Annotated in this window: 15 protein-coding genes; 5 read left to right on the plus strand and 10 right to left on the minus strand. The window is 56.8% G+C overall.

The window, feature by feature from the left end:
- Both PH7735_RS08340 and PH7735_RS08345 read left to right on the plus strand, forming a co-directional pair.
- A complete protein-coding gene (locus PH7735_RS08340) occupies positions 1 to 3930 on the plus strand; it encodes a baseplate multidomain protein megatron (RefSeq protein ID WP_058310791.1) in 3930 nt (1309 codons plus the stop codon).
- A 3-nt stretch (positions 3931 to 3933) separates the two neighbouring features.
- Complete coding sequence (locus PH7735_RS08345; RefSeq protein WP_058310792.1) at positions 3934 to 4242, plus strand: DUF7742 family protein; 309 nt, start codon at positions 3934 to 3936, stop codon at positions 4240 to 4242.
- On the opposite strand, the gene PH7735_RS08350 is transcribed toward PH7735_RS08345, so the two are convergent.
- Entirely contained in the window at positions 4223 to 4561 is a 339-nt protein-coding gene (locus tag PH7735_RS08350) for a TraR/DksA family transcriptional regulator (protein ID WP_058310793.1), read from the minus strand. The genes PH7735_RS08345 and PH7735_RS08350 overlap by 20 nt on opposite strands.
- Positions 4562 to 4646: 85 nt before the next feature.
- Between PH7735_RS08350 and cysE the strand changes: the two genes are divergently transcribed.
- Complete coding sequence (gene cysE, locus PH7735_RS08355; protein ID WP_058311208.1) at positions 4647 to 5450, plus strand: serine O-acetyltransferase; 804 nt, start codon at positions 4647 to 4649, stop codon at positions 5448 to 5450.
- 55 nt (positions 5451 to 5505) lie between these two features.
- On the opposite strand, the gene PH7735_RS08360 is transcribed toward cysE, so the two are convergent.
- The 5 genes from PH7735_RS08360 to PH7735_RS08380 form a co-directional block, all read right to left on the minus strand.
- Positions 5506 to 6822, minus strand: a complete 1317-nt coding sequence (locus tag PH7735_RS08360; protein ID WP_058310794.1) for a pyruvate dehydrogenase complex dihydrolipoamide acetyltransferase — start codon at positions 6820 to 6822, stop codon at positions 5506 to 5508.
- Between the two features lie 12 nt (positions 6823 to 6834).
- Positions 6835 to 8193, minus strand: coding sequence for a pyruvate dehydrogenase complex E1 component subunit beta (locus PH7735_RS08365; protein WP_058310795.1), 1359 nt, complete (start codon positions 8191 to 8193; stop codon positions 6835 to 6837).
- 2 nt (positions 8194 to 8195) lie between these two features.
- Positions 8196 to 8585 (minus strand): VOC family protein, encoded by a 390-nt coding sequence (locus PH7735_RS08370; RefSeq protein ID WP_058310796.1) that lies wholly within the window; start codon positions 8583 to 8585, stop codon positions 8196 to 8198.
- Positions 8585 to 9583 carry a pyruvate dehydrogenase (acetyl-transferring) E1 component subunit alpha gene (gene pdhA / locus PH7735_RS08375; protein WP_058310797.1) on the minus strand — a complete coding sequence of 333 codons (999 nt, stop codon included), beginning with the start codon at positions 9581 to 9583 and terminating at the stop codon, positions 8585 to 8587. The genes PH7735_RS08370 and pdhA overlap by 1 nt, the downstream gene beginning before the upstream one ends.
- A gap of 149 nt (positions 9584 to 9732) precedes the next feature.
- Positions 9733 to 10035 (minus strand): FtsB family cell division protein, encoded by a 303-nt coding sequence (locus PH7735_RS08380; RefSeq protein ID WP_058310798.1) that lies wholly within the window; start codon positions 10033 to 10035, stop codon positions 9733 to 9735.
- A 172-nt stretch (positions 10036 to 10207) separates the two neighbouring features.
- Here PH7735_RS08380 and PH7735_RS08385 point away from each other — a divergent pair, with 172 nt between their 5' ends.
- The gene (locus tag PH7735_RS08385; RefSeq protein WP_058310799.1) at positions 10208 to 11824 is read left to right on the plus strand and encodes an acyl-CoA dehydrogenase family protein; all 1617 of its coding nucleotides are present in this window, start codon (positions 10208 to 10210) and stop codon (positions 11822 to 11824) included.
- Positions 11825 to 11877: 53 nt separating this feature from the next.
- Here the strand turns inward: PH7735_RS08385 and PH7735_RS20680 are convergent, their stop codons facing one another.
- Both PH7735_RS20680 and PH7735_RS08390 read right to left on the minus strand, forming a co-directional pair.
- Entirely contained in the window at positions 11878 to 12051 is a 174-nt protein-coding gene (locus PH7735_RS20680) for a hypothetical protein (protein ID WP_158503198.1), read from the minus strand.
- Entirely contained in the window at positions 12048 to 12299 is a 252-nt protein-coding gene (locus tag PH7735_RS08390; RefSeq protein ID WP_058310800.1) for an HP1242/YdcH family protein, read from the minus strand. The genes PH7735_RS20680 and PH7735_RS08390 overlap by 4 nt, the downstream gene beginning before the upstream one ends.
- Before the next feature lie 131 nt (positions 12300 to 12430).
- On the opposite strand from PH7735_RS08390, the gene PH7735_RS08395 reads away from it, so the two are divergent.
- Positions 12431 to 13369, plus strand: a complete 939-nt coding sequence (locus tag PH7735_RS08395; protein ID WP_058310801.1) for a hydrogen peroxide-inducible genes activator — start codon at positions 12431 to 12433, stop codon at positions 13367 to 13369.
- On the opposite strand, the gene PH7735_RS08400 is transcribed toward PH7735_RS08395, so the two are convergent.
- Positions 13366 to 14259 (minus strand): fructose bisphosphate aldolase, encoded by an 894-nt coding sequence (locus PH7735_RS08400; RefSeq protein WP_058310802.1) that lies wholly within the window; start codon positions 14257 to 14259, stop codon positions 13366 to 13368. The genes PH7735_RS08395 and PH7735_RS08400 overlap by 4 nt on opposite strands.
- A gap of 142 nt (positions 14260 to 14401) precedes the next feature.
- Positions 14402 to 15592, minus strand: a complete 1191-nt coding sequence (locus PH7735_RS08405; protein ID WP_058310803.1) for a phosphoglycerate kinase — start codon at positions 15590 to 15592, stop codon at positions 14402 to 14404.
- Positions 15593 to 15713: the final 121 nt, after the last annotated feature.

The following is a 15713-nucleotide window of genomic DNA, read 5'->3' on the forward strand; positions in this document are numbered from 1 at the left end:
ATGGCAACGATGTTGTTATCTGCCGCAGGTGCGGCCATCGGAGGCTCTCTTGGCGGGGCCTTTGCAGGACTGTCTTCTGTCGCTTTGGGGCGGGTTGCGGGTGCAACATTGGGGCGCGCAATCGACCAGCGTATTCTGGGGCAGGGTGGCTCGGTCGTGGAAAGCGGCAAGGTTGACAGGTTTCGGATTTCGGGCGCCGCCGAAGGCAGTTCGATCCCGCAGGTTTACGGGCGCATGCGGGTGCCGGGCCATGTTATCTGGGCAACCCGTTTCAAGGAAACGGTCAAACGCTCTGGCGGGTCGGGCAAAGGCATGTCGTCGCAACCCGAGGTGGCAGAATACAGCTATTCTGTTTCACTGGCGCTTGCGCTTTGCAAAGGTGTTGTTTCACACGTCGGGCGTATTTGGGCAGACGGTCAGGAGATCTCACCGGAAGACCTGAATATGCGCGTTTACAAGGGCACCGAGGATCAACTGCCAGACTCGTTGATTGAAGCGGTTGAGGGGCAGGGAAAGGTGCCGGGGTATCGGGGCACGGCCTATGTGGTGATCGAAGACCTGTCGCTGGCGCAGTTTGGCAATCGCGTGCCACAGTTTTCGTTTGAGGTTTGTCGCCCGTCGCCGGTGTCTCAGGTGGATGCCGAATGGGAGCCGACACACGCCGTGCGCGGTGTTGCGTTGATACCGGGAACCGGCGAATATGCTTTGGGCACCACGTCGGTCCAATACGGGACGGGCGTGGCCTCATCCCAATCCGCGAATGAAAACACACCTGCGGGACTGACCGATTTTTCAAGCTCTTTCAAAGCGTTGGAAAACGAACTTCCCAACTGTTCCTCTATTTCACTGGTGGTGAGCTGGTTCGGCAATGATCTGCGCTGTCAAAGCTGTGACATTCAGCCAAAGGTCGAACGTGTGGCCTTTGATGGCCGTAAAATGCCTTGGTCTGTTTCTGGGCTGGGTCGTGGCCAGGCGTCAGAAGTTCCGCGCGCGGATGACCGGCCGGTCTATGGCGGAACACCCTGTGACATGTCGGTTGTCGAAGCGATTCAAAAGATGAACGACGCGGGCAAAGATGTGATGTTCTATCCGTTTATCTTGATGGAACAGATGCAAGACAACGCGTTGCCGGATCCCTGGAGTGATGCCGATACGCAAGCGGTTTTGCCGTGGCGTGGCCGGATCACGCTGGACAAGGCACCGGGCCAGACAGGCAGTGCCGATCAAAGTGCATTGGCAGACATGGAAGTCGACGCATTTTTCGGGTCTGCGCAAGTGTCGGATTTTGCCATCTCGGAAAACACCGTGACCTATTCCGGTCCTCAAGAGTGGCGCTATCGCCGGTTTATCCTGCACTATGCAGCACTTTGTAAGGCCGCGGGAGGAGTTGCGTCTTTCTGTATCGGATCAGAGATGCGCAGCCTGACGCAAATTCGCGGCCCGCAAAACGGGTTTCCCGCAGTGGCGGCCCTGTGCCAGCTTGCGGCAGACGTGCGCCAAATTCTTGGGCCCGATACAAAAATCGGATATGCCGCCGACTGGAGCGAGTATTTTGGGTATCACCCCCAAGACGGCACCGGCGACGTGTTGTTTCACCTCGACCCGCTTTGGGCGCATGATGACATCGATTTTGTGGGCATCGACAATTATATGCCGCTGTCAGATTGGCGCGATACCGACGGGCATGAAGATCAACACTGGTCGAGTATCTATAATCCGGACTATCTGCGCGCCAATGTCGCCGGTGGCGAAGGCTATGACTGGTATTACCACTCTCAAGAGGCGCGAGAGGCACAAATCCGGACCCCGATCACGGATGGCGCTTACGGCGAGCCTTGGGTCTATCGGTACAAGGATTTGGAGGGTTGGTGGCGCAATGACCACCACAACAGGGTGGCCGGTCTCAGACAGGAAGAGGCCACCGCGTGGGTGCCACAATCCAAACCGATCTGGTTCACCGAACTGGGGTGTGCAGCCATCAACAAGGGCACCAACCAGCCGAACAAGTTCATCGATCCCAAATCCTCGGAATCTTCGTTGCCGCATTATTCGGATGGACGCCGGGATGATTTTATCCAGCAGCAATACCTGCTTGCGATGCTGAGTTTTTGGGAAGATCCGAACAACAATCCTGTTTCAGACGAATACCAAAGTCCGATGGTCGATATGTCACGGGCGCATGTGTGGGCGTGGGATGCGCGGCCTTATCCGTTTTTTCCCAATCTCGGGACCATGTGGAGCGATGGTGGCAACTATGCGCGCGGGCACTGGCTAAACGGGCGCTCGACCTCGAGACCGCTGGCATCCGTCGTGCGTGAAATCTGCGAGCGGGCAGGGCTGTTTCATTTCGACGTTAGTGGCCTGTATGGTGTTGTTCAGGGCTACGTCGTGACCGATGCAGGTGATGCGCGTTCGGCGCTTCAGCCTTTGATGCTGCGCTATGGTTTTGACGCGATCGAAAGAAATGGAACCCTGCTGTTCCAGATGCGAAACGCAGCGCAGGCCTATGATCTCGAAGTTGAAACCCTTGCGGACACTTCGGAACTAAATGGCACGCTTGAATTGACCCGAGAGGCCGAAGCCGAGGTTTCAGGGCGGGTCCAGTTGAGTTTCGTTCAGGCAGACGCCGATTTTGAGGCTGTAACAGAACAAGCGGTCCTGCCAGACAGTGATGCGATCAGCCTGGCAAGAAGCGAGATGCCTCTTGTTATGACCCGCGCAGAAGGACGACAGGTCGCCGAGCGGTGGCTGATCGAGGCGCGCGTGGCCCAAGACACGGTTCGGTTTTGTCTGCCACTGTCGCAGATGAGCATTGGCGCAGGGGATGTCGTCACCCTGCAATCCGATCCCAAAGGCGCCCGCAAGATGTATCGTGTGGATCGAGTCGAGCAAGGACCGTTTCAGATCATCGAAGCGGTTCGCATGGATCCGTCGGTTTATGAGCCCTCCGATCTCGCTGATGAGGCGGTTGTCCTCAAACCGTTTACCGCGCCTGTTCCGGTTCAGCCGTTGTTTCTGGATCTGCCATTGCTGACAGGGGATGAGGTGCCTCATGCGCCTTACCTTGCGGTGACGGCCCAACCGTGGCCGGGAAGTGTCGGGGTGTATGATGCTGCCAGAGATTCCAATTACAGCCTAAACAAGCTGATCAATACGCGCGCCACGGTCGGGATGACACAGACGCCGCTTTTCCGAGCCAGTTCAGGTGTTTGGGACACCTCAGGTCCCTTGCAGGTTCAACTTGTTTCCGGCGGGCTTGAAAGCGTGTCTGAAGAGGCCGTGCTTGCGGGGGCAAATCTCGCCGCGATTGGAGATGGCACTCCGGATGGTTGGGAGGTCTTTCAATTTGAGACGGCCGATCTGGTGGATACCAATACTTGGCATCTTGGAAAACGCCTTCGCGGGCAGGGAGGTACAGATGCTCTAATGCCTGATGTCTGGCCGCCCGGATCATGGTTTGTCCTGTTGACGGAAGGGGTTGATCAGATCGAGTTTGCCGCGTCTCAGCGCAATATTGCGCGGCATTTCCGGATTGGACCATCACAACGCAGCTATGACGATCCAAGCTATGAGCATGTTGTGCAAGCATTTGCGGGCAATGGTCTTCGACCCTATGCGCCGTGCCACCTTGGGGCGCAGAGTGACGGGACAGGCGGGTATGACGTGTCATGGATCAGGCGCACGCGCCTTGATGGTGACAGCTGGGATCTGGCCGAAGTGCCGCTAAACGAAGAAGCCGAATCTTACGAGGTGCGTGTGGTTCAGGGAAACACGCTCTTGCGGCAAGAAACGGTTGTTGCGCCCCTTTGGTCCTATTCAGCGTCGCAATTGATGGCAGACACGGCCAGTGGTGCGGTTGCTATCGAAGTGGCGCAGAACTCGGCCCGTTATGGGCCGGGGGCGTGGGCGCGCCTCACATTGGGCGTGTGAGCCATGCGGCGTGTCATGCACGGCGATGTTGTATCTGTGGCACGGGTTTTGTTGACCTGTGCCGCCCCCCTGCGCCCGCAGATGTGTCGCCGCATGATAGAGCAATCCCATGCCGCGCACCGGTTCTTCAAACGGTTTGGGCGCGCGCATTCCTTGTGGGGGGACGGATCGCTGATGGCCTTGGCGCACCGCCACCAGATGCGACCGGAACCCGGATTTGCCAACAGCGAGTATTGCACATGTGTCGAACTGGTTCTGAGTGAATTGGTGACTTGGCGATCTGACCGTCAGATCAACCGCGCGCGCAATTGATGCACCGTGTGACGGAAGGATCAAAGACGAGCCGCTTTCGCGCAATGTCTTCACCGCAGTCGTCGCAATAGCCAAAGTCACCATCAGCCAAACGTTGCAGGGCCTTGTGCAACCCTTTGAGTTGCAGATCGCGGCGCGTTTGTTGGGCTTTGGCCATTGCCTGGGATTGCAGGGCGTCCATTCTGCTAAGCCGGCCAACGGCTTGCTGGTCCAAAGTCACCACGGATTGCCCTTCAAGACCCAGTCGGTTCTCCTCTTCCAAAGAGGCGAGTTTGTCGAGAATGAGCACACGAAAATGTGTCCGTTCGATTTCATTCATGACCGTGATCCTTTTCTTCACCTCTTTGAATTTGCGTGATTTGCATTATGTAGAGTATCCTAATGTCAGCAAAGGATGGAAACCCATGGCTGAGACGCGCGCAAAAATCACCGAGATCGACCCGGTCTGGCAACGTATAACCTCTGAGGCAGAGGATGCTGTACGACAGGACCCTTTGATGGGGGGCTTGGTTCATGCTTGTGTATTGCACCATAAATCTGTGGAACGGGCGCTTAGCTATCGGTTCGCGGCCAAGCTGTCTTCGAACGAGATGTCGATGGTTATCTTGCGCGAAATCGCGGATGAGGCCTTTTCGTCCGATCCGTCACTGGCCGAAAGTGCCCGTGCAGATCTGATGGCTGTTCTGGATCGCGATCCGGCGTGCCACCGTTTGTTGCAGCCAATCCTGTACTTCAAAGGGTTTCAGGCAATTCAGGCGTATCGTATCGGAAATTGGCTGTGGCGTCAGGGCCGCAAGGATTTGGCCTATTTCATCCAGATGCGCACCTCCGAGATTTTCGGAATTGATATCCATCCCGGCGCAAAGATCGGCCGCGGGATCATGATCGACCATGCCCATTCCATCGTGATTGGTGAAACGGCTGTTGTCGGCGACAATGTATCCATGCTGCATTCCGTTACCTTGGGCGGCACCGGTAAGGAAGAAGAAGACCGTCACCCCAAGATTGGTGATGGTGTCCTGATTGGCGCAGGGGCAAAGGTTCTCGGCAATATCAAAGTGGGCCATTGTAGCCGCATTGCTGCGGGTTCGGTCGTACTACAAGAAGTACCGCCCTGTTCCACGGTCGCGGGCGTTCCCGCTAAAATCGTTGGCGAAGCAGGTTGTGATCAGCCATCCGTCGAAATGGATCAATTGCTGTCACGATGAGACAGTCAATTCACATGTAAAAAGCGCCGCAAGTAATTGCGGCGCTTTGTTTATTTTAGACAAGCATAGACATCGGGTTTTCCAGATAATCGACGATGTGTTTCAAAAGCTCGGCTCCCAACGCGCCATCAATCACCCGATGATCCACTGACAGGGTAACAGACATTATCGTCGCGGCCTCGAGCGTGCCGTCCTTGCCGACCACCGGTTTTTTCACACCGGCCCCCACGGCAAGGATCGCCCCATGGGGCGGGTTGATCACCGCATCGAAATTGTCGATGCCAAACATGCCAAGGTTCGAGATTGCAAAACTGCCCCCTTGATATTCATGCGGCGCTAGCTTGCGATCCCGCGCCCGTGTGGCCAGATCTTTCATCTCGGCAGACAAGGTGGACAGGGTCTTTGTCTCGGCATCTTTCAGAACCGGTGTGAACAATCCGCCTTCGATCGCGACCGCAACGGCCACATCCGAGGGTTTCAGCTTTAACATTCTGTCGCCGGCCCACACAGCGTTTGCATCAGGCGCGGCTTGCAACGCAAGAGCGCAGGCCTTGATGATAAAGTCGTTCACTGACAGTTTGACGCCTCGGCTCTCAAGTTGAGAGTTCAGGTCCGCGCGGAACTTCAGCAGGGCATCAAGACGGATGTCCCGACGCAAATAGAAGTGAGGAATGGTCTGTTTGGCTTCGGTCAGGCGCGCCGCGATGGTTTTGCGCATGCCGTCCAGTGGAATCTCTTCATAGTCGCGCCCTTCGTACATCCGTGCGACCGAAGCAGCATCGGCACTTTGGGCCATAACAGCATGCGCTGGCGCGGCGGCTGGCGACGCGGAAACTGCCGCAGCAGCTGGGGCAGAGGCGGCAGCCTGGGCCGTGCCTCCGGCGATTGCGGCTTCGACGTCTTTTTTGACGATGCGGCCACGGGGGCCCGTACCGGCAACCGCGGACAGATCAATCTGCGCGTCGGCGGCAATGCGCCGTGCCAAAGGCGAAGCAAAGACGCGGCTGCCGTCTGCTGCCTGAGAAGACGGAACCGCCTGAGGGGCAGCTGATGCTGGGGATGCTTCGGCGGGCGCCGCAGGTGCAGCTGGTGTCGCGGCGGCAGGTGCCGATACATCCGATGCGTCTTCGCCTTCTTCCAGCATAAGGGCAATCACGGTGTTCACCTGAACGCCTTCGGTTCCTTCCGGCACGACCAATGGCCCCATGATGCCTTCGTCGACGGCTTCGAATTCCATCGTGGCCTTGTCGGTTTCGATTTCCGCGATAACGTCGCCCGACTGGACTTCGTCACCTTCTTTGACCAGCCATTTGGCCAAGGTGCCTTCTTCCATCGTCGGGGAAAGGGCTGGCATCAATATTTCAATAGGCATCGTCCCGTCTCCTTAACGATAGGTGACTTCTTTGACCGCAACGATCACGTCATTGGTGGTCACAAGCGCCAGTTTTTCGAGGTTGGCCGCATAGGGCATGGGTACGTCATTGCCGGTGCAATTCAACACGGGTGCATCCAGATAGTCGAAAGCCTTTTGCATAATTGTTGCAGCAAGGTGGTTGCCGATTGATCCGACGGGCCATCCTTCTTCAACGGTCACGCATCTGTTGGTTTTCATGACTGATTTGAGCACTGTGTCATAGTCGATCGGGCGCAGCGTGCGAAGGTCGATCACCTCTGCACTGATCCCGTCTTCTTCAAGCTTTTCAGCAGCTTCCAAGGCATATTGCATCCCTATACCAAAGCTCACAAGGGTCACGTCCGTGCCTTCCCGCCAAATTTTGGCCTTGCCGAAGGGGATCGTGAAATCTTCCATCGCAGGCACGTCAAACGAACGGCCATACAGAATTTCGTTCTCAAGGAAGATAACAGGGTTTGGATCGCGAATGGCACTTTTGAGAAGACCTTTTGCGTCCGCCGCCGAATAGGGCATCACAACCTTGAGACCCGGTATCTGTGCATACCACGCGGCATAGTCCTGAGAGTGCTGCGCGCCAACGCGGGCAGCTGCGCCATTGGGGCCACGAAATACCATCGGTGCGCCCATCTGGCCACCTGACATATAGAGCGTCTTTGCTGCTGAATTGATAATCTGATCAATGGCTTGCATGGCAAAGTTGAACGTCATGAATTCAACAACGGGCTTCAACCCGCCAAAAGCGGCACCCACTGCGATACCGGCAAATCCATGCTCGGTGATTGGCGTATCAATCACCCGTTTTGATCCGAATTCGTCCAGCAATCCCTGGCTGACCTTATAGGCCCCTTGGTATTCGGCAACTTCTTCGCCCATCAAATAGACGTTTTCATCTCCGCGCATTTCTTCGGCCATGGCATCCCGCAGCGCTTCGCGCACGGTCTGTTGTTTCATGGGGGTGCCTTCGGGCCAATCCGGTGTCAGATCAGCTTGGGAAACGATTTCCGTCGGTGCGGCAGGCGCAGCGGCTTGCGCCGGCGCAGACGCAACAGGTGTTGCCGCGGGCGCGGGGGCCGCGCCGGCCTCTTCACCGTCTTCCAGAAGCGTGGCAATTGCCGTGTTCACAGGAACATTCTCGGTGCCTTCGGGCACAAGGATATGACCGATCACACCATCATCAACCGCTTCGAATTCCATCGTGGCTTTGTCGGTTTCGATTTCCGCGAGAATATCGCCGGATTGTACGCTATCGCCTTCTTTGACTAGCCATTTGGCCAAGGTGCCTTCTTCCATCGTGGGCGACAGGGCGGGCATTAGGATTTCAGTAGCCATTCTCAGGACCCTTCTTTTGGCGCAGAGATCATTCCGACGATATTGCCTTCGCCGTCTTCAACATAGGCGCACCGACCGACGCCCGGAAAATCAGTGGGGGGTAATGCTTCGGCGCCACCGTTTGCCAGCGCCCAGGCATAGCGTTCGTCACAGTTCTCGACTTCGAATGTCATGGTGCCGCCCCGTACGGGCGATCCGCTGGCAGGTTGGGCATCCATGCGGCGCATAAGACCACCCGTGAGGGATCCGCCCTCAACGAAATCTGTGCCTTCGATCAGGTGATAATCAACATCTTCACCGCCGGGCATGGGCGAAAACCGCCATCCCAGCAAACCGCTGTAAAAACTCTTTGCGCGGGACACGTCGCTTGCGTGAATTTCGAAATGCGGCATTACGTGGCCTCCGCATAGATATCTGTCCACAACTCTTCGGCGGCAGGCAGGGGGCTTTCCTTGGCAAAATCCGCCGAGGCGCTCACGATGGCCTTGATTTCTTTGTCTACGGCTTTGAGGTCTTCTTCGCTCGCGTGCTTGCCATCAATCAACAACTGGCGCACGTGGTCGATGGCGTCGCGTTCCTCGCGCATTTTCTGAACCTCTTCGCGGGTTCGGTATTTGGCAGGATCAGACATCGAGTGACCGCGGTAACGGTATGTTTTGACCTCGAGAATATAGGGACCTTTGCCTTTGCGACAGTGCGCGACGGCGCGCTCTCCGGCATCCTTGACCGCCAGAACATCCATGCCGTCCACCGCTTCTCCGGGGATGCCAAAGCTTTCGCCACGGGTGTGAATATCGGGCGAGGACGTCGAGCGTTGTTGCGCGGTGCCCATGGCGTATTGGTTGTTTTCAATCACAAAAACGACAGGCAAATCCCAAAGGGCGGCCATGTTGAAGGTTTCATAAACCTGCCCCTGATTGGCGGCGCCATCACCGAAATAGGTAAACGTAACGCGACCGTTGCCCTTGTATTTGTCAGCAAACGCCAGCCCAGCGCCCAACGGCACCTGCGCGCCGACGATGCCGTGCCCGCCATAAAAATGTTTCTCTTTCGAGAACATGTGCATCGAGCCGCCTTTGCCTTTGGAATAACCGCCCTCGCGGCCCGTCAGTTCGGCCATGACACCGTTGGGATCCATGCCACAGGCCAGCATATGACCATGATCGCGATAGGACGTGATGCGCTTGTCACCTTCTTCCGCCGCGGCCTCGAGCCCGACAACAACAGCTTCCTGGCCGATATAAAGGTGGCAAAATCCACCAATCAGACCCATTCCGTAAAGCTGTCCGGCTTTTTCTTCAAACCGTCGGATCAAAAGCATTTCTCGATAGAATTTTTGCAACTCTTCACCAGACACATTGGTCTTGGCAGCAGGTTTTTTGGCAGCCATCACAAGCCTCCCAGCAGATGGTAGGACACCCCGGTCAGAGCTTGCCGTAATGCAAGAGGGGCGTTTTTAGTTTAGTGTTAAACAATATGATAGCCTCTCTCGGACCCGATGGTCGAGAGGAAATATCGCAATTACGGAAATTGAAAGACTTAACGGATGACCATTTCATCAGAGCGGATCAGCCCGAGAACATCACGCGCCTGTTCATCCAGAAGATCAAGGTCCAGATAGGAATCCGACAAGCGTTGGGTCAGGTTTTCCATCCGGTCCACTTCGATCTGCAACGTGGCCAGTTCCGTTTCAAGGGCGGCTTTTTCAGCTTCGATTTCAACCCGCCGAAACAGGCCATAGTCCCCTTGGACGGCTGCAAATGTGAAATAGGAAGACAGGGCAAACGCAAATGCAAAAAATGCGAATACGCCAAAAGCGGGACGGGATTTCTGGTTTGTCATGTCTGCCTCGTGTGCATCCGTTTGCCGGACATCTGGTCGCACTATGGCATAGGCGGCGCATTCTGTGAATCAAAAAATTGCATGTGTCACATTGTTTTTGTGACGTAACGGTTTGCTGGCGCTGCGATATTTTCAAAGCTTAGGCTGTGCACAGGGAGACAGGAGCCTTCAGATGTCACGTTTACAAGCCAGCAGCCACCTCGGCACGCATGATGTAGCCAACCAACCGGTATTCAGAACCGCCCGTGATTATTGGGCCGATGACATTCCCTTGCGCGAGGCATCCACCGCCGCAGGTGGGCGCGTCGAAGATCTTGCACGGGCCGGAAAACGGCTGGGATCCGAACCGCTCCAGAATGCGGCGCAAGATGCCCGACGGGACCTGCCACGCCTGAAGCTGTTTGATCGGGGCGGGCGCCGGCTGGACGAGGTGGAGTTTCATCCGGGCTATCATCAGGTGATGCAGGCTGGCCTCGAAGAAGGGTATGCCGCCGCTGCGTGGGATGGGCAACCGGGCGGCCATGCCACGCACGCGGCCCTTGTTTATATGCAGATGCAGCTTGAGCCGGGGGCAGGTTGTCCGATGACTATGACTTATGCTGCCGTGCCCGCATTACGCAATGATCAGGCCTTGTTCGCTCAATGGGCACCAAAGCTGAGTTCCGGCATTTATGATCCGTCAACGCGCCCCATCTGGGAGAAACAGGGCGCAACTCTGGGCATGGCCATGACGGAAAAGCAGGGCGGCTCGGACGTGCGGGCCAATACCACCCGTGCAGTGCGGGACGGCGAAGCCTATCGGCTGACAGGGCATAAATGGTTTTGTTCGGCCCCGATGTGCGACGGCTTTTTGACACTGGCGCAGGCCGAGGGGGGATTGACCTGTTTTCTCGTGCCCAGATGGCTGGAGGGAGAGCGGAACGCGATCCGTTTGCAGCGCCTCAAGGACAAGCTTGGCAATCAGGCCAATGCCAGCTCCGAGATCGAATACCACAACGCGCTTGCCTATCGGCTGGGCGACGAAGGGGCAGGGGTGCGCACCATTATCGAGATGGTGCACCACACCCGTCTTGATACCGCAATCGCCCCCGCCGCGCTGATGCGGGCCGCGCTTTCGGAAGCACATCACTGGGTCAGCCACAGGTCGGCGTTTCAACGGCGACTGATCGACCAACCTCTGATGCGCACGGTTCTGGCGGACCTTTCGCTGGATTGCGAAGGGGCCTTGGCAGTGTCGATGTATCTGGCGCGCGCCTTTGATCGCGACGACGACGAGTCACGCGCTTTGGCGCGGATTGGCGTGGCGCTGGCCAAGTTCCTGTCGAACAAACGTTCTATCGGTGTTGTGGGCGAAGCGATGGAGGTGCTTGGGGGGATGGGGTATGTCGAGGAGACCCCCATGCCGATGCTGTACCGCGAAGCGCCGCTCAATTCGATCTGGGAAGGGTCGGGGAATGTTATTTGTCTGGATATCCTGCGCACGATAATCAATGAACCGCGTGCCGCCGAAGCGTTGAATGCGGTGTTGGACGGGGCGAAAGGCAATGACAAACGCTATGACTTGGCACTTGATGCACATCGCGCCCGCTGGCCCTCTATTCCTGCCCAGTCCGAGGCGCGGTGGTTCGCTGAAAATCTCGCGACTTTGTTAACCACAGCGGCGCTGATGCAGACGGCACCAAATGCCGTGGTGGATGGATATGTGACCAGCCGTGTCGCCGCTCAGCGCGGGGCGATACACGGTGCTATTTCAGGTCTTGACGAAGAGGCCATCCTGTCGCGAATTTAGAAAAACAACGCCCGCTTTGCATAAGGGCGGGCGTTGTTGTGATCGATCATAGTTTAATACCAAGGCCAAGTTTGAACCTGTTTTTTGGTGGGCGGCATTGCCTTTTTGATGTTACCCCCATCGGGGCCATCATCGTCTTCGGTCAGCGCGTCATAGAGTTCGTCGATCTCTTGGCTTTGAAACATCCGACCTGCATTCAACAGGTCGTTCGGGCGCATCATCGTCATGCCACACCGCCTTTCCGGGCCAGAGCATGTCCTGCGAGGGGTTTCAAATCCTTCAGGATGGCTTCGTAGTGTTTCATCTGGTCGCGCAGCATCAAACGACGTGTTTTGAGCCAGCGCAGCTTTGTCTGGTCAGGCGCCGCATGGGTGTGTTCCTGTGTGATCTCTGAGTCGATCTTGCGATGACGGGTCTTCAGTGATGCCACATGCGTTGAAAGGGTTGTTGCGCGCTTGAGAAGTCTACTGGACATAAAAGCCTCCTATCGTTGCTCATCTACACGGCGTTGTCTTGCCGTTGGAATAGAGATGGGCTTGAAAAAGGATAAGTGAATGCAAACCTTTCACTCAGTTAGATAGGAAAAACCTATACCTAGGAAAGCGCATGCAAGACCGACTTCTAACCTTGAAACACCTTCGGTATTTCGTCGCGCTGGCCCATAGTGGACAGTATCGTCGCGCGGCGGAACAGTTGGACCTGAGCCAACCTTCGCTCAGCCAACAGATCGCCGCCTTTGAAAGCGTTTTGGGGGTCAAGCTGGTGGAAAGAGGGCGGCGCGGTGTGATCCTGACGCCGGCAGGGCGCGAGGTTCTGGATCAGGCACAAGGCATTCTCGACGGGGTAGATCGCCTGATGGGGGTATCGCAATCCTTGCAAGATGGGGTGTCGGGCACCCTGCGGCTTGGATCGACTTCCACAATCGGGCCGTATGTTCTGCCCCGCTTTTTGCAACATCTGCACGCGGAACATCCGGATTTGAAACTGGTGGTGCGCGACGGCGCGCCGCGTGAGTTGCTCAATGAGTTGGGCAACGGTGTGCATGACGTCGTGATTTCCCAGCTTCCGATCCGCGAGAAGGACTTCCAATCTGTACCGTTGTACCGTGAGCCCTTGATGCTGGCCGTGGCCCGGGATCACCGGCTTGCGGGGCGAGGTCTGGTCACGCCCGAGGATCTGGCAGGAGAAGACCTTTTGGCGCTCGGGGATGCCTATGCCTTGCGAAATGAGGTTTCGCGCCTGGGAATGGCGTCGGGCGCGCGCCTGCGAGACGACTATGAAGGCACCAGCCTTGATGCGCTGCGCCAGATGGTTGCCATGAATATGGGGATCACCCTGTTGCCGTCGCTTTATGTGCGTTCGGAAGTGCCGGATGAAAACGGTGATGTGGCCGTGGTGCCGGTCAAAGGCGGGCTTTATCGGACGGTGGGTCTGATCTGGCGTCATACGACGGGCAAGCCCGCGCTTTTGCGACGGTTCCGCGAAGTCGCGGAAACCGTCATTTCTCAGGTCTTCAATGACCGCGTGCAACCGATGGGGGGTTAGCCCGCAACCGACGCATCGTAGATCGCGCCAATGGTGCCTGCGATGGTGCCGTTAAAGTCGTCGTCCGATTGCTGTGCCGACAGACCTTCGGTCAGCGCACGGCTGAACGATGCAATAACGCCGGTGTTGTTGGACAGGCGGGTGTTGGCTTCGTCGCGGCTGTAACCGCCGGACAGGGCAACAACACGCATCACACGTGGATGATCCACCAGCGATTTATAGTGGTTTGCGGTTTCTGGCAGCGTCAATTTCAACATGACCTGTTGATCTTCGGGCAGGGCGTCCAGTTGCTTGGTCAGTTCTGCCAGCAGGATATCTTCTGCGGCGGCCTTGTCTGCAATCGAGATGGTCACTTCGGGCTCGATGATCGGCACGAGGCCGTGGCTCAGGATCTGTTTGCCAACTTCGAACTGTTGGGCGACGATGGCGGCAATACCTTCCTGATTGGCGGCGTTCACGACCGAGCGCATCTTGGTGCCGAAGATACCGGCTTTGGCAGCGCGTGCGCACAGGGCGTCCAGTTCGGGCATGTCTTTCATCAGCTGAACACCGTTGGCTTCGTCAGCCAGACCTTTGTCCACTTTCAGGAAAGGAACAACGCCGCGCTCTTCCCACATGTAGGTGGCAGTTGGCTTGCCGTCGATTTCGCGGTCCATGGTCATTTCGAACAGGATCGCACCAATCACCTGATCGCCGGTAAAGGCAGGCGCCATGGCAATACGGGCTCGCATTGCGTGGATCATGTCGAACATTTCGGCTTCCGACCCGTAGGCGTCTTCTTCAACACCGTACAGGCGCAGCGCCTTCGGAGTGGAGCCGCCGCTCTGGTCGAGGGCGGCAATGAAACCGGCGCCAGAGGTCATCTTTTCGATTTGTGCTTGATTGGACATGTCAGTGTTCCGCCCTTAAAATTTAGTGTTGTCTCAGCTGCATAATGAATGCGCCCCGCTTCTAGGCCAGCGGGGCGTGTGTTGCAATCATGGTGGCGCTAACGAAAGGTGTGGCTGCCCGAATTTCGTGCAACCGTTACGTTTATTGGTCCAGTGCTGCCACACCGGGCAGAACTTTGCCTTCCATCCACTCAAGGAAAGCACCGCCAGCGGTTGAAATATAGGTGAAATCGCCAGCCGCGCCGGATGCGTTCAGTGCCGCAACCGTGTCACCGCCGCCTGCAACCGAAATGATCTGGCCCGAGCGTGTCAATGCCGCCGCCTTGAGGGCCGCTGCATTTGTCGCCGCATCAAAAGGCTCGATTTCAAAGGCACCCAAAGGCCCGTTCCAGATCAGCGTTTTGCTCTCTGCCAGAACCGCGCTGATGGCGGCGACGCTTTCGGGACCCGCATCAAGGATCATTGCGTCTTCGGGGCACTGGTCCACGGCTACGGTTTCATTATCTGCGTTGGCTTCGAATTTGCGCGCAACAACAACGTCACGCGGCAACACGATATTACATCCCGTTGACTCGGCCTTGGCCATGATTTCAAGAGCGGTGTCAGTCATCATGCGCTCGGCCAGAGATTTGCCGATCTGGATGTCTTTGGCCGCAAGGAAGGTGTTGGCCATGCCACCACCGATCACAAGGTTATCCACCTTTTCGATCAGGTTCGACAGCAGTTCCAGCTTGGTCGACACTTTTGCGCCGCCTACAACGGCCGTGACGGGGCGCTTTGGTTCGCCCAAAGCACTTTCAAGAGCTTCGAGTTCAGCTTGCATCAGACGACCGGCGCAGGCTGGCAGCAAATGCGCCAGACCTTCGGTCGAGCTGTGCGCGCGGTGCGCCGCCGAAAACGCGTCGTTACAAAACACATCGCCCAACTTGGCCATACCCGCCGCAAGCTCAGGATCGTTTTTGGTCTCGCCAGCATGAAAACGGGTGTTTTCCAGCAAAAGAACTTCGCCGGGTTGCAGGGTTTCGGCCGCCATGGCTGCCTCGGACCCGACACAATCGGCCGCAAATTTTACAGGTGCATCAAAGGCGCGTTCCAGCGTGGGCACCAGTTGCTTTAGCGACAGGTTTTCGCGACGCTCGCCACCCGGGCGGCCAAAGTGCGCCAGAAGGATCGGGCGACCACCCGCAGCAACAATATGTTTGACCGAAGGTGCGATACGACGAATGCGGGTCGAATCCGTGACCATGCCGTCAACGATTGGAACGTTGATGTCCACACGGGTCAGCACACGCTTGCCGTCCAGATCCATTTCGTCGAGTGTTTTCCAGCCCATTCTACAACTCCTGAAAAGAAATACTTTGCCGCGTTCCTATAGGAAACAGCCCATAGGTCAATGGGGCGACTTGGCTTTCTGGTGCGGGATGATTAACTACGCATCAAAGATTAAACAGGAG

Origin of the sequence: Shimia thalassica, assembly GCF_001458215.1 — a bacterium.
In the GTDB taxonomy this organism is placed as follows: Bacteria; Pseudomonadota; Alphaproteobacteria; order Rhodobacterales; family Rhodobacteraceae; genus Shimia; species Shimia thalassica.